At 31.4% G+C, this 21,150-nt stretch carries 16 protein-coding genes; 13 read left to right on the top strand and 3 right to left on the bottom strand.

Annotation, left to right across the window (positions count from 1 at the left end; genetic code table 11):
* Window positions 1-104 precede the first annotated feature (104 nt).
* From ACZ2G2_RS14010 to ACZ2G2_RS13980, 7 genes are all read left to right on the top strand, one after another.
* On the top strand, window positions 105-1,211 hold the full coding sequence (locus ACZ2G2_RS14010; protein ID WP_470392834.1) for an L-dopachrome tautomerase-related protein: 1,107 nt from the start codon (window positions 105-107) through the stop codon (window positions 1,209-1,211).
* Window positions 1,212-1,325: 114 nt separating this feature from the next.
* The gene (locus ACZ2G2_RS14005) at window positions 1,326-2,189 is read left to right on the top strand and encodes an AraC family transcriptional regulator (protein ID WP_470392833.1); all 864 of its coding nucleotides are present in this window, start codon (window positions 1,326-1,328) and stop codon (window positions 2,187-2,189) included.
* A 124-nt stretch (window positions 2,190-2,313) separates the two neighbouring features.
* Window positions 2,314-3,159: an enoyl-CoA hydratase/isomerase family protein gene (locus ACZ2G2_RS14000; protein ID WP_470392831.1), complete on the top strand. Its 846-nt coding sequence runs from the start codon at window positions 2,314-2,316 to the stop codon at window positions 3,157-3,159.
* 12 nt (window positions 3,160-3,171) lie between these two features.
* The gene (locus ACZ2G2_RS13995) at window positions 3,172-3,573 is read left to right on the top strand and encodes a nuclear transport factor 2 family protein (RefSeq protein ID WP_470392829.1); all 402 of its coding nucleotides are present in this window, start codon (window positions 3,172-3,174) and stop codon (window positions 3,571-3,573) included.
* A 59-nt stretch (window positions 3,574-3,632) separates the two neighbouring features.
* Entirely contained in the window at window positions 3,633-3,983 is a 351-nt protein-coding gene (locus tag ACZ2G2_RS13990) for a putative quinol monooxygenase (RefSeq protein WP_470392827.1), read from the top strand.
* Window positions 3,984-4,183: 200 nt separating this feature from the next.
* The gene (locus ACZ2G2_RS13985) at window positions 4,184-5,137 is read left to right on the top strand and encodes a 2OG-Fe(II) oxygenase (RefSeq protein WP_470392826.1); all 954 of its coding nucleotides are present in this window, start codon (window positions 4,184-4,186) and stop codon (window positions 5,135-5,137) included.
* A gap of 181 nt (window positions 5,138-5,318) precedes the next feature.
* Entirely contained in the window at window positions 5,319-6,128 is an 810-nt protein-coding gene (locus ACZ2G2_RS13980) for an SDR family NAD(P)-dependent oxidoreductase (protein ID WP_470392824.1), read from the top strand.
* Here the strand turns inward: ACZ2G2_RS13980 and ACZ2G2_RS13975 are convergent.
* On the bottom strand, window positions 6,125-8,206 hold the full coding sequence (locus tag ACZ2G2_RS13975) for a hypothetical protein (protein WP_470392822.1): 2,082 nt from the start codon (window positions 8,204-8,206) through the stop codon (window positions 6,125-6,127). The genes ACZ2G2_RS13980 and ACZ2G2_RS13975 overlap by 4 nt on opposite strands.
* 25 nt (window positions 8,207-8,231) lie before the next feature.
* Complete coding sequence (locus ACZ2G2_RS13970; protein ID WP_470392820.1) at window positions 8,232-10,991, bottom strand: toxin-antitoxin system YwqK family antitoxin; 2,760 nt, start codon at window positions 10,989-10,991, stop codon at window positions 8,232-8,234.
* A gap of 821 nt (window positions 10,992-11,812) precedes the next feature.
* Here ACZ2G2_RS13970 and ACZ2G2_RS13965 point away from each other — a divergent pair.
* The 3 genes from ACZ2G2_RS13965 to ACZ2G2_RS13955 are packed head-to-tail and all read left to right on the top strand — an operon-like array spanning window position 11,813 to window position 16,418.
* Window positions 11,813-13,069: a DcaP family trimeric outer membrane transporter gene (locus ACZ2G2_RS13965; protein ID WP_470392818.1), complete on the top strand. Its 1,257-nt coding sequence runs from the start codon at window positions 11,813-11,815 to the stop codon at window positions 13,067-13,069.
* A 37-nt stretch (window positions 13,070-13,106) separates the two neighbouring features.
* Window positions 13,107-14,804 (top strand): aspartate-alanine antiporter, encoded by a 1,698-nt coding sequence (gene aspT / locus ACZ2G2_RS13960; protein WP_470392816.1) that lies wholly within the window; start codon window positions 13,107-13,109, stop codon window positions 14,802-14,804.
* Window positions 14,805-14,822: 18 nt separating this feature from the next.
* On the top strand, window positions 14,823-16,418 hold the full coding sequence (locus ACZ2G2_RS13955; RefSeq protein WP_470392814.1) for a bifunctional aspartate transaminase/aspartate 4-decarboxylase: 1,596 nt from the start codon (window positions 14,823-14,825) through the stop codon (window positions 16,416-16,418).
* 180 nt (window positions 16,419-16,598) lie between these two features.
* Here the strand turns inward: ACZ2G2_RS13955 and ACZ2G2_RS13950 are convergent, their stop codons facing one another.
* Window positions 16,599-17,576 carry a sterol desaturase family protein gene (locus tag ACZ2G2_RS13950; RefSeq protein ID WP_470392812.1) on the bottom strand — a complete coding sequence of 326 codons (978 nt, stop codon included), beginning with the start codon at window positions 17,574-17,576 and terminating at the stop codon, window positions 16,599-16,601.
* Window positions 17,577-17,966: 390 nt separating this feature from the next.
* On the opposite strand from ACZ2G2_RS13950, the gene ACZ2G2_RS13945 reads away from it, so the two are divergent.
* The 3 genes from ACZ2G2_RS13945 to ACZ2G2_RS13935 all read left to right on the top strand — a co-directional run bounded on the left by ACZ2G2_RS13945 (window position 17,967) and on the right by ACZ2G2_RS13935 (window position 21,145).
* Entirely contained in the window at window positions 17,967-18,590 is a 624-nt protein-coding gene (locus ACZ2G2_RS13945; protein WP_090840866.1) for a MarC family protein, read from the top strand.
* 65 nt (window positions 18,591-18,655) lie between these two features.
* The gene (gene kefF, locus ACZ2G2_RS13940; RefSeq protein ID WP_470392810.1) at window positions 18,656-19,252 is read left to right on the top strand and encodes a glutathione-regulated potassium-efflux system oxidoreductase KefF; all 597 of its coding nucleotides are present in this window, start codon (window positions 18,656-18,658) and stop codon (window positions 19,250-19,252) included.
* 3 nt (window positions 19,253-19,255) lie between these two features.
* Window positions 19,256-21,145, top strand: coding sequence for a monovalent cation:proton antiporter-2 (CPA2) family protein (locus ACZ2G2_RS13935; protein WP_470392808.1), 1,890 nt, complete (start codon window positions 19,256-19,258; stop codon window positions 21,143-21,145).
* Window positions 21,146-21,150: the final 5 nt, after the last annotated feature.

The raw sequence follows: 21,150 nt of genomic DNA, 5'->3' as shown, positions 1-21,150 counted from the left end.
AGGCACGAGAAATTAGTATCGAGAAGTTTGGGTAACGAAAAAATTCTCGATACAAAATTCTGAAAAAGAATTTCACTCGAACTGACGTCATAATTATATTCAAGATGAAAAATATTAGTTTCTTATTAATTTTAATCACATCTGTTATGTCCATAAAAGCACAAAACACAGTAGGTGAAACCGAAGTTTTTGCGACTACAGCGCAAGCAGTTGGTAATATTACGTTTACGGATACTGGCGATTTAGTTTATAGTCATCATCCTTTTTTCTCACCAGAAAACAGAGTCATGATTATGGATGCCAAAACTAAAGAAAGCAAACCATTTCCTAATAAAGCTTGGAATACACCACGAACTACAGACGATAATTATCTAAGTAATGTTCTAGGTATTAGAAACGATGAAAACGGAATTGTTTGGATGTTAGATATGGCGCAACGCGATAATGTAACACCTAAAATAGTGGGTTGGAACACAAAAACTAATCAGTTAGAACGTATTTATTATTTACCTAAATCTTCCGTACCAAAGCACTCGCAGCCAAATGATATGGTTGTTGATACTAAAAACGGTTATTTTATAATTGCAGATGAAGGTATTGGTAATGGAGGCGATGGAACTGGTGCTGCTTTCATTATTGTAGATATGAAAACAGGTAAAACACGTCGTTTATTAGAAGGTACGCGCACAACATTACCAGAAAATACGCCAACAGTAATTAACGGTAAACATTTAGCGGTTAACGGTAAAGATTTGTTGGTAGGAAATGACGGAATTACTGCCGATGCTAATTTTGAATACATTTATTATGGTCCGTTAAACGGAACTAAAATCTACAGAATTAAAACGTTAGATTTAGTAAATGAAGATTTTACGGAAACAGCATTAGATGGCAAAATTGAAACTTATTCTGAAAAACCAAACAATGGAGGAATGAGTATTGATACAGCAGGTAATATTTATATAACAGCTTTAGAGACCAACAGTGTTGCTGTTGTTTTGGCCAAAGATAAAAGTGTAAAAACCATGGTGAAAGATTCTAACATGGTTTGGCCAGATGGTGTAAGCTACAATCATGTAGACGGTTATATGTATGTGTCCGCTGCCCAAGTAAACAAAGGTGCTGCGTTTAATGATGGTAAAGATTTATCTACAAAACCATTTTGCATTTTCAGGTTTAAGCCTATTACAACAGGTGTTTCTTTTAGATAATTTATGAATTGATTAATAGTTGAATCCCTTTTATTATTATTAAATAAGAAGAGAAGCCACTGTTTAAGTGGCTTTTTCTATTTACAAAATGTTTAACTTAAGAAAAAGCAAATTATGCCAAGAACTATCATCGAGAATATTGTTATTGCAGAATATAAAAAGCAAACCTTTTTTGACTTTTGTAAGTATACTACCATTCGTTTTTTTGAAATTGTTTATTTTGAAGAAGGCACAGGAACTATAAAGATTAATGGAAAAATGGTAAACTACACCTCAAATAGTGTGTTCGTTTTTGTTCCAGATGATATTTATATTGTTAATCCAGAAACACCAACATCAACTGTTGCTATAAAGTTTTTAAAGAGTTTTTTCAGAAATACGAATACGCAAAACGACACTCTTCCTGTTAACGATTGGTTTCGTAAAATTGAAGGTATTTTAAATAGCGAAAGTCACCAACTACGTGAAATGCAGTTTGAAACAGAATCAGACAAACTACATTTAGTGTCTTTAATTAAAATGGTTTCTACTGAAAATTTGAAAAAACAATCCTATGATCTATTCATCATTCAAAATTCATTATCCGTAATTCTTCATTTGATTGCTAGAAACATTCAGTTTTTAAATACCGATATGACTGCCAAGGTTGTGGAGTCTTCAAAAATTCAGCAAATCATAAATTTTATTCATACAAATATTTATAATTCAGATTTGTTATCTACTAGAAGTCTTGCAGAAGAATTTCATATGGCAGATAATTATATGAGCGAGTATTTTAAAAAGCATACAGACATTAGCCTAAAAAAGTACATCATTAATTATAAATTGAAGTTAGTAGAAACACGACTTAAATATACAGATTTACAATTCTCAGAAATAGCAATCGAACTCGGTTTTACAGATTCTAGTCATTTAAATAAAACTTTTTTAGCCTATAAAGGCATTACTATTGGTGCTTTTAAGGCTGCTTTAGCCTAAGTTTTTACTAATAACCTTGTTTTTTACTAATAGTGCTTTGTTTTATACCAAATTAAACCTTGGTTCCTCCTGTAAATTTGCAGTGTAATTAAAACACAACACTAATAATTTAAAACATAACACCATGAAAACAACAGGATTTAAAACATTTAAAGTAGCAGTAAAAGAAGGACAAGCTTGGGTAACTTTTGATAACCCACCAGTAAATATTCAGGATATTCCAATGATCAAAGAGTTGGATGATTTAGCAGCATCTTTAGAAGAAGATAGAAGTATTAAAGTAGTCGTTTTTCAATCTGCTCATCCAGAAATTTTCATTGCGCATGCAGATACTAATTTCTTAAAAGAGATGTCTACAACAGCTGTAGCTAGAGAAGATATTGAGTTATTAGACTTACAAAAAGTATTACAACGTATTAGTAAATTACCGCAAATTACCGTTAGTAAAATAGAAGGTTTTGCTAGAGGTGGCGGGCACGAATTTGCTTTAGCAACAGATATGCGATTTGCAGCACGTGGTAAAGCAGTATTTATGCAAATGGAAGTTGGTATGGGAATTTTACCTTGTGGTGGTGGATCATCTCGTATGGCACGTCAAATTGGTTTAGGTAGAGCTTTAGAAGTGATTTTATCTGCAAAAGATTTTGATGCAGACCAAGCAGAAGCCTACGGACTTATAAATAGAGCTTTAGATGCGGATAAAATTGGTGATTTTGTGGAAGATTTAGTAAATAGAATGTCACAATTTAATTCCGATGCTATCGAAGCTGCAAAACGTACTGTTTATGCATCTATTGATTTACCAATAGAAGATGCTTTAAAAGAGGAAGCCTACTGGTTATACCAAGCAACAAGTAAGTCGCCAGCAATCAAACGTTTTACGTTAGCTGATGATACCGGATTTCAAAATGATATGGAAAACCAAAGAAACTTCGAGACTTTATTAATGGGATTACAAGGTGTAAACTAAAAACTAGAAATTATGAACACAGCACAAAATAAACAAACGATACTTGATTTTTTTGAACGTTTTTCTGCAGGTGATGCTGCAAGCGCTTTAACTTATTTAGATACAGATGCAACATGGCAATCTATGGGAATTAAAGGGGATCTACCAGTTTCAGGAATCATGGATAAAAACGGAATTGGAGAACTTATAAAAATGGTAAAATCTGCTATTCCAAAAGGATTAGAATTAACACCGGTGGGTTGGACCGCAGAAGGAGATAGGGTAGCTGCCGAATTCATTTCCTATGGAAAATTAACCAATGGAAGAGAATATAATAATCCGTATCACTTTTTATTTCAATTTTCTGATGGTAAGATTCTTAGAATAAAAGAATACATGGACACATTACACGTAAAATCAATATTTGTAGACTAACAAAATTTAGTATAAATGCCTCTTGTATAGGAGGCGTTTTTTCAATTTAATATCACATTATGAAACTTAATAATAACATAGCTTGGACGGTAGATGGCAAAATAATAAACAAAACCAAATTCAAGGAAGCCATGGAAAAAATAACAGCAGCTACATTTAAAGAAGAAGGTTCGCTTAATCACGAATGGTATGTAGCAGAAGATCTAGAAAGCATTCATATTTATGAACGTTACCAAGATGCAGATGCCGCTTTGGCACACCTAAAAGTATGGTCTCAATTTGCAACTCTGTTTTTAGAAGGTGCTACTATGGATACATTTAATGTTTATGGGGATGTAACTCCAGAATTAAAAAACGCGGTAGCTGGTGCAACTAGCATTATGAGTCGTTACGGCGGATTTGTAAAATAATTTTAATAAAATAAAACCTTGAAATATACCTAAACAACCGTTTTTACTACCAAAAAAATATTACTATCTAAGACTACCTTTGTAGTGAGATTAATTGTTATTTAAGTACAAATAAGGCGATTAATTAATAGGTAAACAGAAATACATAAAAACCAAAATATCCTATTACGACAGTTTTTGGCAAAAAAAATATAGAAACAATGACAAATAAAAATATATTAGCACAAGCTCGTGCACTTACTTTACCTTCTCGTGAAGCCTCGTTAAATCGTGAAACTTCAGTTTCACACTTTTGGAATAGTAACCGAGATTTACTCGAAGAAGCATGGACGGAATGGGAAATTGAAAACAAAGACAATTTATTAGTTCCTGATGAGACGTTGCTAGATCCACGATTACAAAAGGCGATTAAAGAAGCATGGGAAAACCCAGAAAAAGAATCTGCTGTTGCCGATTTATGGGAAGAAATTAGTCCTGGTGTTTATGTTGCTCAGTTTTTTAACCCAGAACGCTTAGCGGATTTCCGTAAATATCTAGAAGCTGTAGTAAATTCACAAATACCTAAACGAGCACCACACGGAATACAATTGAATCGTTATGGAATTATGCTTGATCCACGCTCAGAAGGTTATCTTGCAGCACCGAATTTTCAGGCATTTTATAACGAAATTATGGATCGTTATATGCGCCCAATTGCACGTTTGTTATTGGGGACTTATGGTTATGATAACCAAACATTTGGTTTTTCTATTCAGTACAATCCCGATAAAGACAAGGATTTAAATGGTCACACGGATGCTTCTGCTGCTACTTTGAATATCAACATTAACTTACCCGATGAAGCATTTACAGGTTCGCAAGTTGATTTTTACGATAAAACCACGGGGAAAACAGTACAAACTACGTTTGAATCAGGGCAAGCAATAATTCACAGAGGTGATGTAGCGCATGCAACGCACCCAATTATCAGTGGACAACGTAGTAATTTGGTTGTGTGGTTATACGGAGACCGTATGCAAATTCCAAGAGGTGGAGCTAGTAGCTACGGTAGTGTCGATAACTCAGAGCCTAAAGTTGTTACATCTGATAGTATTAGTGCTCGTGAGCGTTGGACTGTGTCAAAGAGTCCCAAAGACACCTTTGCACCTTTTTAAAAAGACTAAAAATCATTTATCTTTCTTTAGGCAATGATTATATGCAAAAATAGCTACTGGGCTATTTATTAGAATTTTATAATAAGATAAAAAAAACTAGAAAATGTCACCGTGAGCACAGCCGAAAGGTTTTATAGTTAGCATCTGAACTCAAGGTGATATTTTAATAAAAAAACAAAAAATGATGAGTAAAACAATAATAGTAACAGGAAGTACAGACGGCATTGGAAAGTTAACTGCTTTTAGTTTAGCCGAAAAAGGACATACGGTTTATGTACATGGAAGAAATGCAGTAAAGGTAGACGCGGTTGTTTCAGAAATAAAAACAACAACAAATAATCAGAATATTTATGGTTTAGTTGCTGATTTTTCGGATTTAGAAGCTGTTTCAAAATTAGCAGAAAAGATTAAAAAGGACCTTCCTAAAATAGATATACTAATCAATAATGCAGGAATTTTTAAAACGAAAGAGGTTAAGAATAAAAGCGGATTAGACATTAGAATGGTGGTAAATTATTTAGCACCTTATGTGTTGACAAATGGCATATTAGAAAACATAAAGCAATCCGAAGCACCAAGAATTATTAATTTAAGTTCTGCTGCACAAGCACCAGTTTCTGAAGCTGTTTTAATAGGGAAGGAGCAAGATTCAGAAAATAGCACTTACGCACAAAGTAAGTTAGCATTAACGATGTGGAGTTTTAATCTAGCAAAACAAGAACCTAATATTACGGTTATTGCTGTAAATCCTGGGTCCTTATTAAATACTAAAATGGCTAATGAAGCCTATGGTCAGCATTGGTCTCCAGCAGAAAAAGGCGTTGATATTTTACTTGATTTGGCTTTGTCTGATGATTATAAAAATGATTCAGGAAAGTATTTTGACAATGATAAAGGGGATCCAAAAGGATACTTTTCTCCAGCGCATCCTGATGCTTATGATGAAGCTAAAATAAAAGCGTTATTAGCAACTACAAAAACTTTGATTTAGTTTTTAAGCCTTTTAACATCTTCAAGTAATTGTTTTTCGGTTATATTTTTTTTAGTTTTTATTCTTTTTCCATTCTGATATTGTCTGTAATCATAAGTACCATCTTTATTAACTCTGGTTATAATACCATCGTGTTCTTTTCCATTTTTGGAAGTACACGTGCTAACTAATGTCTTTTTATCCTTTAAATAATAATATAAGATACCATCAGTTTTAAAAAAGAGAGGTTCCCAAATTTTTAAGCCTATTGGGCTTATTTCTAGCTTTTTTGACCTTTGATAATCTAATTGTATCAACTGTTCTTTTGTTTCTATGGTTATTGTTCCTTTATTTAATGCATTACTTTGAATGTTTACTGTTGCCGAATTTTCTTTAAATGAAATATTAACTGTTTTGATACCTTTTTCAGTAAATGTAAATGATCCAATTTCGAGATTTTTTGAATAAATTATAACGCGACCTTCATTTTTAGATGGATTTGTATAACTTACTTTGTTGTGTTTTATATATCTATTTTTTGAAGAACGCGTTGTTGTATTAAATCCATCAGAAGTATAGTTTACTATATAATTTGGAGAAGATTCTATTCCAAAAGAATACAAATTACTTTTGAGTTTTATACCATTTTCGTAAATATCTTGAGATGTTACACCTTGATATTCGCTTAGTACGCTTCCTTTAAAAGGGTGTCCTTTTATATACTTTATGCTGTCTAAAACTTTTTCTAAATGAGACCCCGTTACAGTATAATATTGAAAGCCTGATTTTTCTCCATTTTTATAATGGTTTATTAGGCTGATGCTAGATTTTTCTTGTGTTTTTTTATCTAGTAAATCATTAAAAAAAATACCAGAAAAGGGTTTGCCATCTTTATAAATACCTATAAGACTATCGTTAGTTTTAAAAGGAGTAAATAATACTTTACGTATTGGATTACCTTTTTGGTAATTTGTAATTTGCTCTAGTCTTTTATCTTTAAAATGGATTAGTTTTTCATTGCCATTTTTTTGTCCGTTTTTATAGTTTGATAACGTATATCTTTCTGGATAATAATGCTTATCTACAGCTTCAATTTTAGCAAAAACACCATTATATGGTAGTTTGTTTTTAAATTTTCCTTTAGCTATTAATTCATTTTTATAATAATATTCTCCTTGACTTATTTTTTGATTTTTATAGGTGAATTTGTTTTTAAAGTCATGCGTTATTTCTTCTTTAGTTAATATTTTTCCATTTTTAAACGTGGAGATATTGTAGTTTCCTTCCTCAGGTTCATCAAAGAAAACACCAGTATAAGCCTCATCATTTTTATAGCGTCCTTTTGCTAAAAATCTTGATGCTTTATAGTATTGTGCTTCTCCTTCTAACTTTCCGTTTTTGTAATTTCTAGTAATACTATCAAAAGGTGCATTTCTGTAATTGTTGTCTGCTCTAAAAGTTGTTTCTAATCCATGTTTTAAGCCCTTTTTATATGACGACACTCGATTAGTATGTTTATTTATTATTGCACCATTTATTGGAGAACCTTGCTTGTAAATGCAACTTGTTGTTTTTCCTGTGTTAACGTTTTTAAATATTATTTTACCATGACGCTTTCCATTAACTTTATTTCCTGAAATGGCTAATTTTGAATAATAGTTATTGTTATAAAAAGTGCCATGTTCTATACCATCTTTAAAACTTTCTATATTGCCTGAAAGCCTATTGTAACTTTGACCAGAATAGCGTCTGTTGTCTTTATAAATTAGCGTGTACACTTTATCGTCTACATATTCTGCTTCTTTGGATATTTCGCCATTTTTATAATAATGAACACTTTCTAATTGAGAAGGATTAGCGTATTGAAACGATGTCTTTTTTAGTATTTTACCACTAGCGTATAAAACTATTGTATAGTCTTTACAAACCTCTCCATTAAACGGGGTGTTGTTTTTGTATTCGCATTCGCAAACTCGGTCTTTAAAAAAGCCGGAAGACGTGTTTTTACCATTAGTAGTGCTGTTTTGAGCGACTAAGTTATTGGTGATACTAATAAGTAAAATGAACAGTATTTTTTTTATATTATATTTAATTCCCATTAAAATGGTACTTTTTTAAGCGTTATTATTTCAATATTTTTAAAAGCGCTTCTTTACTTAAATTCACTTTTTTATCGACACGTTCACCTTTATTCATTTTATAGTAGTTGTAGGTGTTATTGTAGGTTCTAATATGTATTCCATCAAACATTTGTCTGTCTTTTAAAACACCAGAAGCCATCTTTATATTATCAATATAGGCATCCATAACAACTATACCATCTGCGACAAAGAGATTCTCAATATCAAGGAAATCTTTGTAAGTAAATGTTTCTATATGTGAAAAGGTGGGATATATTTTAAACATGGTATTTTTACTTTTTGCAGTGATAACCAATTGCTGATTAACAAGTGCGTAATCCATTTGATGTCCGCCGTCATAAAAGGTTACATCAATAGCTGTGATTTTATTGTTATGAAATGTTACACTACCATTATATTCTTTTAATTCTGGTGCAAAAACTAATTTAGCTTTGGTTTTTGAATCGTTTAAATAGGTGAGTTGCCCCATTACTAAATCAGAGTCTTTATCTGTAATTACATATCCTGTAGTTGTGTATTTAATAGTATTTCTTACTCTGTATATGTCATTATCATCTGTTACAATCGTTTTTATAAGTTTACCTTGATTAAAAATGTGCTTGTGTATATTATCATTGTCAAATGTTATTAATTGACCTTGATACGGTTTGCCAAACTTATATGTTAGGCTATCATTATAAACTTCTGGATAATCCACATAACCTTGGATTTGACTGGTTATGTCTCCATTTTTGTAATAAATTGATGACCATATAACAGAAGATTTACTATAAAAGCCACCATTAAACGGTTTGCCATTTTTATAAAAACCTTTAAAGTCTGTTCCTTGTCGATTTAACAAATTATGCCATGTGTCTGTTAAAGGAACTCCTTTATCATATGCTGTGGTTTTTATAATGTCACTAGATAGTTTACCATATTCTAAGGTTTGTTCTAATCCTTGTTTTAAGCCATTTTTATACCGTGTTATAACTTTATTGTTTACAGCGGTACCCGCTATTGGTTTTCCTTTTTTATAGCTACAGGTATACTCGTTTTTTGAGTTTATGTCCGAAGGTTGTAACAATAAATCATCATCTTTAAATGTGATCATGCCATCCCAAAGCCCATTTTTATAGTTTCCGTTAATAGCTAGGTACCTGTTGTCATTTTCTAGCTTCGAAAAAGGACCATGTTTCTCACCCTTTTTATAGGTAATGGTTTCATCATTATAACCTATATAAACACCACTATAAGGGGTTTCATCTTTAAAGGTTAACGTGTAACTTTCGCCATGTTTAATATTTGTTGTTGCAATTACTAATCCATCAGCATTATAAGTAGTTGCGCTCCTAAATAATATTGTGTCTGTTTGATAATCCGATTCGTAATTTTCTCGCTTTATTATAGCTCCATTTTTGTAATGAAGGATGGTGTATTTTTCACACACTATTCCAGAATATGGATTACCTGATTTATAGATGCATTCGCATTTTTTATCTGTAAAATAACCAGAACTAATTACTTGACCCGTAAGCTTGTCATCCTCATATTCTTGCTTTGCAATAATTTGACCTGATCTATCATACTGAATAAACAATCCATGTTTTAACCCTTTTTTATAGGATGACTTAATGTTAGTTCCTGTATCAAAGAAAGTGCCATCCCAAGGCTGTCCGTCTTTATATAAACCTTTTGCTAGTTCTAATCCTTCTTTATTGTAATAAGCACTTTCGCCTTCTTTTTTGTTGCTTAAAATATGATGATATGCTTTTATTGTTTTATAATCTCCAGAAAAATAGAATGTTTGTTTGCCCTCTAATACTCCCTTGTTATAACTATAAATTCTATTTTCATAATACTCAAGAAACTGTCCTTGCCAATGTGCATTATCTTTATTTATACCTTTTGTTAGTTGCTTTAATCCATCAGAATAACCGATTTCTGGACCTTCTAATTTTCCGTTAACATAGTTTTGTACACTGTTATATCTATAGAAAGTCCCTGAAATGGGTTCGTGATTTTGGCTAATACCTATCGCTAATAATTCACCTTGTTTATTGTAAGTGGCCTCTTCACCATTATCTTTTCCATTTTTGTAATGAGAATAGTGGCTAAAACTTAAAACATCATCTTCGTTATTTAAATTATAACTAGCCAAAAGTCCATCTTTAGGCTGGTGATTTATGGATTTAAGACTATCAATATTTTCTCCTTTAGTATTAAAGTGATTTGCGATTACTAGGCTATCATTTTTAAAATCGTATTTAACAGCAATTTGATCTGAGTCCGCATGAAATAGTAATTGCCCTATTTTCTTACCTGCTTTATATTTTGGGATATATCCATTAAAACAGCAGTCGTCAATAAAAGTTCCTGACCAATAATTATCGTCTTTATAAAGACCTTTTGCTCTTAGAAACCCTTTTTTTGAGAAGTTTAATGCTTCACCGTTACGTTTTGCATTTTTGTAATTAAGTACTTGAGAACGTTTACCAGAACTATAGTACCAAATAGCTTTTCCTTCTAATTCTTCTTTTTCCAATTTGGAGTAGTAGCCCTCCATTTGTACGTTACCGTTGATATGGTAATCTTTTACCAGATACAAGTCACCAACTTTTGTAAGTGGCATTGGTCTGTAAAAATCTGCACTATCTTTAACTGTTTTATGCCAATTTGCATCAAAATAAATAGTGTCTTGTTGCGCGAAATTGTTAGTTAGAAAACCAAAACAGATTAATACTAGTATTACTATTTTTTTCATAATTCTAATCTATAATTGTTTAGTGCTTTTATTCAAATTATTGTTTTGTTTTTTATTTGAAATCTTATTAAATACCCATTGTAAACTTAGCAGTAAATATTTTATATATTATTAATGGTAACCAAATGACAAAAAGAATACGCATAATTTTATAAAAGCACTTGATAGATTCCTTTTTTTCTAAACGGTCTTTTTTATCAGTAAATAATCTATTTAAAGCATAAATGATAGTTAATGAAATTGGAGCAATTAGTATACATAATAAGAAAGCGACTTCTACTGTATCTTTTGTAAAAAGGGTTTCAGAATAATCACATTTAAATAGGATTACTAGACATGATATATACACTATTAAAGCGCTAATACTAAGTCTAACTATTCTACTTTTTTATACATATAATTGATTTGCAGTAAGTGCTTTTGTGCGCTTTAAATACGTTATTAAATAGTACTGTTTTGGACTAATAGTATAAATATAATAACAGCATTAGAAATAAAACATATGGATTTATAAGCGATTGGATTAGTTTTATATTCGTAATAAAAACTATTGTAAACAAAAAAAGCTACCGTTAGGTAGCCAATTATATTACTTTTTATTAGAATTAATTCTCTTCAAACAAAAATACTCCTTATTACTTGGAGCATTTGCTATAATATCTATTATATCAAAAAAAATGCACACGTTTTTATATTAAACTGACCTAGGTCATCTAAGGGACTTTGTTAGAGGGTTAGTTTTGCTTATAGATAATCTTTAAAGCAATTATATATTTCATCAAGAAATATTAAAGTTTTTACCACTTCCTAAAACAAAAAACATGTCAATCAAATTTAAGGTGTTAACAGTGTTCTGTTTTTCTATGCTAGTTTCTTCTGGATTTGCACAAAATTACAAGGATACAGTAGCGCTAAAGCAACATAATATTACAAAAGACAATCAGGATCCGCTTCCGGTTCGCGAAAAAAGAAATAGCTATTCAGATAATAAGAAATCGAAAAAAATATCCCTCGATTTTATCGGCTATATTAAGTTAATAGGTGGCTTGGATTTAGGTAATATTCAAAATACTAGTGAGTTTTATCCTAGTAAAATTCCTATTTATCCAACATTACGTGAAGAAAAACCACGTAGTTTTTTAGATGCAAGACAAACACGATTAGCTGTAGATGGTGTATATGAAATATCAAATGCCGATAAAGTACATATTTACGTAGAAATGGATTTTTTTAATACAGAAGCTGCCACCAGTTTTGTACCGCATTTACGTCATGCTTACGGAGAATATAAAGGGTTTTTAATTGGTCAAACGTGGAGTACCATGAAAAACACATCTGCTTTTCCTGTACAAGTAGATTTTGAAGGTCCCAATAGTATTGCAGGACCAAGAAACCCAATGATTAGATATACACAGTCCATAAATAATAAGTATTCTTTTGCAGTAGCTCTAGAAACTCATAATGAAGATTATACACCCTATGATGTTAATATAGATGATAGTATGGCTTTTCAATATGTTCCAGATTTAATAGTATACATACAAAAAAATGGAAACTGGGGAAACCTTAGGTTAACAGGTATCTTGAAAAATATGTCGTATACAAACGCCAGTTCAGATGCTATTAAAAGTAAAACAAGTGGAGGTGCAGAAATTTCTGGTATCGTTAAATTTTTTAATAGAAATGAAATTAATGATGATGTTAGATTTGGATATACCTATGGATTTGGCATTGCACATTATATAAACGATTTAAGAGGTCAAGGGTTAGATGCTGCACCAGATAATAACGGTGATATGCAACCAATACCAGTTATGGGAGGATTTATAGCTTACAAACATGCGTGGAGTAAAACATCAACGTCTAGTGCTGTTTTTAGCTTTACAAGTATTGATAATTCTGATTATGTAGATGATGACATGTATGATTTCTCTACTTACGGCGCAGTTAATTATATGTGGTCGCCCGTGGATCGATTGGATTATGGAGTGGAGTTAATTTATGGTAAAAATCAAAATAAGTTAAATGATAATGGTGTTGGCTATCGTGCTCAATTTATGGCTATTTATCACCTTTAAATAGTGATAATAATTATTAAAAATTAAAAAATATATTATGGATATTATTTACAACACACTCAGAAACTTCCCTTATCTAACCTTATTCTTAGCAATTGCAATAGGGTATTTTGTAGGGAAATTTAAAATCGGAAAATTTACACTTGGCGGAGTAGCCGGAACATTAATTATGGCTGTCGTTATTGGTCAAGTAGGTGGATTTGAAATTAGCGGAGAAGTGAAAAGTCTTTTCTTTGCCTTATTTATTTTTATGGTTGGATATTTAGGTGGTCCACAATTCTTCGCTTCATTAAAGCTTTCCTCTTTAAAATTTTTATTAGCTGCATTTTCAATGACTGTTTTAGGTCTACTGGTTGTGGTTGGACTTTCTATTTGGATGGGTCTAGATAAAGGTATGGCAGCTGGATTAGCTGCTGGAGGGTTAACACAGTCTGCAATAATTGGTACAGCAGGAGAAGCTATTGATAAGTTAGGACTAGCAACAGAAGCTGCTAAAATAATGAAAACAAATGTTGCTGTTGGTTATTCTATAACTTACATTTTTGGTTCTATAGGACCTATATTAATGGTGTCTTTTATTCCTATTCTCATGAAATGGGATATCAGAGCAGAAGCTAAAAAATTAGCGGTAAAACTTGGTGGTAGTAAAGAAATGGTGGAAGGGGAATTTGATCCTATTAAGAGAGTAGATACTAGAGTCTTCAAAATTTTAAAATCATCAAAGTATTTAAATCAAACGATTCAAAATTTTGAAACTGATTTAAAATCTAATTTAACGGTAGAGCTTGTTATTAGTGATGGTAAAAATTTAGAGTCTAAAGCAGATTTACAAATTAAAGAAGGCGATATTTTATTTGTAACAGGATTAATAACTGCCTTTTCTAAAGCTGGTAATATGTTAGGTGAAGAGATTTCAGAATTTGGAGCAAACATTGATTTTACAGAGGAGGAAAGACACATCATTCTTTCAAACAAAAAACTACATGGTAAATCATTAGCTGAAATTCGTGAGAAATTAGGATTAACTAAAACACATGGTGTCTACATTAATAGTATTGTTAGAATGTCTCACGAATTATCAGTTTTAGATAATACCGAAATTCATGCTGGTGATGAAATAACACTAGTTGGTAAGAAAAAAGATTTAGATAGAATTGAAAAAGAAATAGGGTACAAACCAACGTCAATAAATAGCACAGATTTTATAGTCTTTGGTTTAGGTATGGTCGTTGGTTATTTAATAGGCGAAATTAATTTTGACATCAACGGAACAAACGTAGCGTTAGGCTCAGGATTGGGATGTTTAGTTTCTGGTTTAATTATTGGGTTTTTAAGAACAAAACATCCAAAAATGGGAGGTATAAACGTAGGTGCAGCTAGTTTTATCCAAACCTTCGGGCTTGCTGTATTTGTTGGTATTGTTGGACTAAATGCTGGTGCTCCTGCTTTTCAAGCTATTTTAAAAAGTGGTATAACCTTATTTCTTTTAGGAATTCTAGTCACTATGATTCCTATGATCGTTCAGTTTTTTATGAATTTTTATGTATTAAAAATTAAAAATCCTGTAGAGGCTTTGGGTGTACTTGCAGGTAGTAAAAGTGCAAATCCAGCATTTTCTTCTTTATTAGATAAAACACAAAATGCAACACCAACGCCAACATTTACAATGACATACGCGGTTGCAAATATATTTTTAACACTTTGGGGACCAATAATTATTGCATTGATGCCTTAAATTATAAAACACAATAAAATGAAAAAACAAGAAGAAGTCCAACTTAATACATTAAGTCCGTTCGAGGTAAAAGACACGCTAATAAAACTTGCAAAATCAAATCACCAACATTCAATGATTAATGCAGGTAGAGGTAACCCAAACTGGATAGCAACAAAACCTAGAGATGCCTATTTTCAACTTGGTTTATTTAGTTTAGAGGAAAGTAAAAGACAATATCAAGAATTAGATGGTTTTGGAGGTATTACAGATAAAGATGGCATAACTAAAAGGTTTCAAGCCTATTTAGCTTTAAATAAGAATGTTATTGGTTTACGTTATTTAAATGATTTATTTCAATTTGCAGTAGCCAATTATGGTATGGATTCTGACGATTTAATGTTTGAATGGGTTAATGGAATTATCGGAAACAATTATCCAGAGCCAGGAAGAATGTTAAAGCACTCTGAAACAATTGCTCATGCTTACTTAATGAAAGAAATGAGTGCAGGAACAACACCACCAAATTCTAAATATGATGTATTTGCAACAGAAGGAGGTACAGCTGCTATGGTATATATATTCAATTCTTTAAAAGCAAATAAGTTTTTAAAAGCAGGAGATACTATTGCTATCGGAGCACCTATTTTTACACCATATTTTGAAATGCCAGCCTTAAAAGATTATGATTTGAAAATGGTTTTGATTAATGCTGATGAAAATAATAACTGGCAGATTCCAGATTCTGAAATTGATAAATTGAAGGATACTAAAGTAAAAGCTTTCTTTTTGGTTAACCCAAGTAATCCGCCATCAGTAAAATTAAGTAACGAAACATTAGATAAAATTGCGCAAATAGCTAAAGATAGAGAGGACTTAATTTTATTAACGGATGATGTTTATGGATCATTTACAGAAAATTTTACGTCGTTAGCAATTAAAGCTCCAGAAAGTACGATTTTGGTGTATTCTTATTCAAAATATTTTGGTGCAACAGGTTGGAGACTTGGGGTAATAGCACTTAATGAAAATAATATTTTCGATAAAATGCTAGCCAAACTTCCAGAGGAAGATAAAGTTGAATTACGTGAGCGATATGAGACAATTTCTTTAAATCCTGATGGTATAAAAATGATAGACCGTTTTGTTGCCGACAGTCGTAGTGTGGCTTTAAATCATACCGCTGGTTTATCTACACCACAACAAATTCAAATGTCGTTATTTTCTTTAGCAACTTTGATTGACAAAGAGAATAAGTACAAAACTGATGTAAAAAAACTAGTTAGAAATAGATATGATAAATTGTATAAAGACTTACCAGGAACCCCGTTAATTTCTGATGACAATAAAAATGCCGCCTATTATTACACATTGGTAGATTTCTTGAATTTGGCAAAAGATAAATACAGTCAAGAATTTAGTACATGGGTTGGCGAAAATTACAATGCTTTAGACCCTGTAATACGTTTGGCTGAAGAAGAATCTATTGTAGCTATGCCTGGAGGTGGTTTTGATGGACCGGATTGGACTATTAGGTTCTCGCTTGCTAATTCTTACTCTGAGGATTTTGAAAAAATCAGTATTCTCATAAACGATATCATTGATGAATATTATTACGCTTATCAAAGTAAGTAAAAACGTTTTATTTACCGTTGCACCTTGGGTTACTATTCAAAAAACACAAAGAAAGTACTCATTTAAAGTATCAGATTTTCAATAGAAAAAAGAATTGATACTAAAATGCTCCAATTAATCACATAATTAATTGGAGCATTTGTTATTTATATAAAAACAAAATAGCGTTTTTTATTATCCTTATTTCAGATCACTCTTTATTAAAATAGGCTTAGGATTTGTTATCTCCATAGTGTTATTAGCGTCTTCTGCTATTTCTTTTTTAATTTGCTTTATAGTTAATGTACTTCCGTCATGGCTCCAACCTGGGGCAGCAAAGGCATATTTAAATTTATGATACCAATTACTCGATTTTTTCATATCATCCCAAATATTTTTATACTCGTGTGTTAAAATAATAAACAAGTTATAAGATTCAGGTGGAACAGAAACGCCATATTTTATGTCAATAGTGTGGTCTATTTTTTTCCAAGTTCCAAAAACACGATCAAATACATTTAGGATTCCACCATGGTTTTTATCCATGTATTCAATATTTTGGGCGTGATGCACTTGGTGCATCGTATGTGTATTTAAAAAGGTTTCTAAAAAACCTAAGTTTTTGACATATTGTGTATGAAGTTGAAATTGCCATAACGCTTCTATACCCATGCAAACGACTAACATTTCTGGCGGGAAGCCAATAATTACAATCCAAACATAAAAAAAAGGCTTGTAAAAAATAGTAAACCAACCATTACGCACAGCTGTCCCTAAGTTAAAATTATCTGAAGAATGATGTACAATATGCGCTGCCCATAAAAAACGAACCATGTGGTTTTGTCTATGGAACCAGTAATAAGAATAATCGTCTAAAAGCATGCAAATAATCCAAACATACCAAGCGTAGCCAAAAGATTGCCACCCCATAATATTGGTGCGGACACCATCCACAAGAGGATTGAAGAGCTCATAAGCAAAATTAAAGACTAATATTACGGCTACTGTTTTTACAAGTGCACCTATAATTGCAGATCCTATTCCAAGCGATAAGCTTGAAAAAAAATCTTTCCAATTGTATAATTCTTTATTGTCAAGTGTTTTGCTATAAGTAAGCTCTATTGCTATAAAACCTAAAAAACAAGGAACACCGTAAACTAGCGGGTTTGTAAAATCCAATATTGTAGTTGTTTTGTGTGTGATTATATAACGGAAATTTCCATTATACATTTTGCATGTGGGCAATATACTTCATTTAAATGCATTTAGGCCTTGATATTAAATTCATTAATTATTTAAATGTCAAAATGTTTTTAAATGTGATAAGGCTAAATAATCTATCTAAAGTACCTAAATTAGTAATAATATCAGAAAATAGATAGCTTTATAAAGGTATCTTTTTGTTGCTAATATTTTTATTTACTATTAAAAATGCGATAATTAATTTAGTGATTAATAGTAGCATTTATTATATTATACAATATTGTTAAAAAAACTATAATAAATCATAATTGGTTTGGTCAAACAGAAGTATTTCAAGTTCTTTCCGGATTAATAATTTAACACTAAATGGAGAACATTACAACATTTGCAATCACAGTCTTTACAGCGTTTTTTGCTATTACAAACCCAATATCAAATATGACCGTATTTGTATCTTTAACGCAAGGTGCAGACAAACAAACTAAAAATGAAATTAATAAAAAAGCCAATATAATTGCTTTCATAATTGTAACCGTTTTTATTTTATTAGGTAAGTATATTTTTGAGTTATTTAATATTAGTATTCCTGCTTTTAAGATTACTGGAGGTATATTAATATTTTTTATCGGTTTTGATATGCTGCAATCTAAACAGTCTAATGTAAAAAGTTTAAATGATGTACATATTGACGAGGATATTGCAGTTTCTCCATTAGCTATTCCAATTTTAGCTGGTCCAGGAACTATTGTAACAGCTATGAATTTTGTTTCAAACGCAGCGCCTTTGCAGATGTTTTTGGTTATAGCTATTTTCGGTTCTATGAGTTTAATTACTTATTTTACATTTAAATTAAGTGATTTTATTGTAAAATTAGTAGGTCATAATGTTATCTCTGTAATTGGAAAAATTATGGGATTAATTATTGCCATTATTGGAACAGGTATGATTATCCAAGGTATTAAAATCTCTTTTGACTTAATCGCTAGTTAAAAAAAACTTCGATTAAAATATTGTGTGTTTCTAATTCAATAATTTGTTTTAATAGCTAAATAATAATGAAAAAAGTACTCGTCTTATTTTCTCATCCAAAGTTTGAAAAATCTAGAGCTAACACAGCGCTAGTGGATCATATAAAAGACATGGAAGGTGTTACTTTTCATGATTTGTACGAGCGTTACCCCGATTTTCATATCAATGTTTCAGCAGAAAAAAAACTTTTAAGTCAACATGATATTATTATATGGCACCATCCTTTTTATTGGTATAGTTGTCCACCGTTAATGAAGCAGTGGATTGATATGGTTTTAGAATTTGGTTGGGCGTATGGACCAAATGGAGATGCGCTACAATCTAAAACCTGTTTAAATGTTATAACTACTGGTGGTTCTAGAGAAGTGTATTGCTCAGAAGGTAGTAATAGTTATACTATCCGTCAGTTTTTAAGACCATTCGAGCAAACTGCAAACTTATGCGGGATGAATTATTTACCGCCATTTGCAGTCATGGAAACTCATAAATTAAGTGATGATGATTTAATTAAACATGCTAATAAATATGGTGCTTTAATTACTTTACTTAAAGACAACCTTTCTAATACAGATTGTAATGGGTTTTCATTTATAAATGATATTCCAAAATTAAATACAACATAAATTATGAGTGGAAGCATACTTTTTGAAGCGATAGTTTTTCTTGCAGGTGCCATAATATGTGTGTCAATTGCTAAAAAGTTAGGATTAAGTTCTGTTATTGGATACTTATTTGCAGGTGTTTTAATTGGACCTTATGTTTTAGGATTTATTGGAAATGAAGGCGAAGATATTTTACACTTTGCAGAGTTTGGTGTAGTTATGATGTTGTTTTTAATTGGTTTAGAGATAGAACCTAAAAACTTCTGGAACATGCGAAAAACCATTGTAGGTATGGGCGGTATACAGGTAGGAGGCACCATGTTACTATCCTATATATTATTTGCTTTACTAGGTTTTGATTGGAAAGTTGCTTTGGTAATATCTATGGCTGTTGCGTTATCATCTACCGCAATAGCATTGCAAACTATAAAAGAAAAGGGCTTAATGGATACCACTTTTGGGACGTCGTCTTTTTCCATTTTATTGTTTCAAGATATCATTGTTATTTTCATGTTGGGTTTTATTCCGTTATTATCAAGTACAGATAGTAACGCTTCCGCGGAAAAACATAGCGACCATACTAATTTATTAGAAAGTTTACCCATTGGTCTTCAAACGTTAGCTATTATAATGTCGGTTGTTTTAATCATTGTTGCTGGACGTTATTTAATTGTTCCAATGCTAAGAAAAGTGGCAAAAACAGGTGTTAGAGAATTGCTAATTGCGGCTGCGTTATTAATTGTTTTCGGAATTTCATTTTTAATGGAATATGTCGGGATAAGTCCAGCTTTAGGTGCGTTTTTAGGAGGTGTTGTATTATCTAATAGCGAGTTTAAGCATGAACTAGAAAGTACGTTAGAGCCCTTTAAAAACTTACTGCTTGGTTTGTTTTTTATGGCTGTAGGTGCATCTATTAACTTTATTATTATTGCTAATAGTCCTTTGACAATTGGAGGATTATTAATTGCTATTATAATATTAAAAGCAATTGTTTTATTTATCACAGGTTACATTTTTAAACTAAAATTAGATCAAAATTTACTACTAACTTGTAGTTTAGCCCAAATTGGAGAATTTGCGTTTGTATTATTGTCTTTCGCATTTGGATTAAATATTTTAGAGCAAGAACAGATGGACATAATGCTAGTTATTACAGCACTTAGTATGTCTTTAACGCCAATTATTGGTATTATAAACGAGCGTTTTATCCTGCCTAGAATTGGAACTAAAGAGTCGGTAAAACGCCCAATGGATCACATTGCAAAATCTCAAAAAATTATATTGGTAGGATTTGGTCATTTTGGAAGTACTATTGGACGCTTTTTACGTTCGCATGGTGTAGAAGCAACTATTTTAGATCATGATTCTAACCGTGTTGATTTTCTTCGTAAAATGGGATTTGAAGTCTATTATGGAGATGCAACCCGTTTAGATTTATTAGAATCTGCAGGTATTGCAGATGCCAAAATAATTATTTGTGCTACTAATAAGATAGACGTTTCTAAGGCTATTAGTAAAATAGTTAAAGAAAACTATCCTCATGTAGAAATGATGATTCGAACTAAAAACCGTTATGATGCTTATGAGTTACTTAATCTAGGTCATGAAAATATTTATCGCGAATCTTTAGAAACCTCTTTAACATTAGCCAAGGATGTACTAAGTAAAATGGGGTTTAGAAAATACACGTTGACTAGACAAGTTCAAAATTTTATTAAGTATGACGAAGATAGTTTAAGACGTTTAGCTTCTGAGCCAAAACGAGAGGAAGACTACATTTTTAAAGCAAAAAAAGAATTAGAACAACAAGAAAAGTTTTTAAACGAAGACTTTAAACGTGGTATTGTAGAATATGATAACCATTGGGATAGCGAACATATTAGAAAAGCTTTAAATAAGTTTAACGAAGAATAAGAAGC

The organism is Olleya sp. KKT75 (assembly GCF_055635485.1).
The sequence above is the reverse complement of the archived record's forward strand: the minus strand, read 5'-3'. Positions and strand labels throughout refer to the sequence as shown.

What these genes read in the sequence shown, in the direction of transcription:
- ACZ2G2_RS14010 (WP_470392834.1), top strand. Translation starts at nt 105, where the DNA reads ATGAAAAATATTAGTTTCTTATTAATTTTAATCACATCTGTTATGTCC.
- ACZ2G2_RS14005 (WP_470392833.1), top strand. Translation starts at nt 1,326, where the DNA reads ATGCCAAGAACTATCATCGAGAATATTGTTATTGCAGAATATAAAAAG.
- ACZ2G2_RS14000 (WP_470392831.1), top strand. Translation starts at nt 2,314, where the DNA reads ATGAAAACAACAGGATTTAAAACATTTAAAGTAGCAGTAAAAGAAGGA.
- ACZ2G2_RS13995 (WP_470392829.1), top strand. Translation starts at nt 3,172, where the DNA reads ATGAACACAGCACAAAATAAACAAACGATACTTGATTTTTTTGAACGT.
- ACZ2G2_RS13990 (WP_470392827.1), top strand. Translation starts at nt 3,633, where the DNA reads ATGAAACTTAATAATAACATAGCTTGGACGGTAGATGGCAAAATAATA.
- ACZ2G2_RS13985 (WP_470392826.1), top strand. Translation starts at nt 4,184, where the DNA reads ATGACAAATAAAAATATATTAGCACAAGCTCGTGCACTTACTTTACCT.
- ACZ2G2_RS13980 (WP_470392824.1), top strand. Translation starts at nt 5,319, where the DNA reads ATGATGAGTAAAACAATAATAGTAACAGGAAGTACAGACGGCATTGGA.
- ACZ2G2_RS13975 (WP_470392822.1), bottom strand. Translation starts at nt 8,206, where the DNA reads ATGGGAATTAAATATAATATAAAAAAAATACTGTTCATTTTACTTATT.
- ACZ2G2_RS13970 (WP_470392820.1), bottom strand. Translation starts at nt 10,991, where the DNA reads ATGAAAAAAATAGTAATACTAGTATTAATCTGTTTTGGTTTTCTAACT.
- ACZ2G2_RS13965 (WP_470392818.1), top strand. Translation starts at nt 11,813, where the DNA reads ATGTCAATCAAATTTAAGGTGTTAACAGTGTTCTGTTTTTCTATGCTA.
- aspT (WP_470392816.1), top strand. Translation starts at nt 13,107, where the DNA reads ATGGATATTATTTACAACACACTCAGAAACTTCCCTTATCTAACCTTA.
- ACZ2G2_RS13955 (WP_470392814.1), top strand. Translation starts at nt 14,823, where the DNA reads ATGAAAAAACAAGAAGAAGTCCAACTTAATACATTAAGTCCGTTCGAG.
- ACZ2G2_RS13945 (WP_090840866.1), top strand. Translation starts at nt 17,967, where the DNA reads ATGGAGAACATTACAACATTTGCAATCACAGTCTTTACAGCGTTTTTT.
- kefF (WP_470392810.1), top strand. Translation starts at nt 18,656, where the DNA reads ATGAAAAAAGTACTCGTCTTATTTTCTCATCCAAAGTTTGAAAAATCT.
- ACZ2G2_RS13935 (WP_470392808.1), top strand. Translation starts at nt 19,256, where the DNA reads ATGAGTGGAAGCATACTTTTTGAAGCGATAGTTTTTCTTGCAGGTGCC.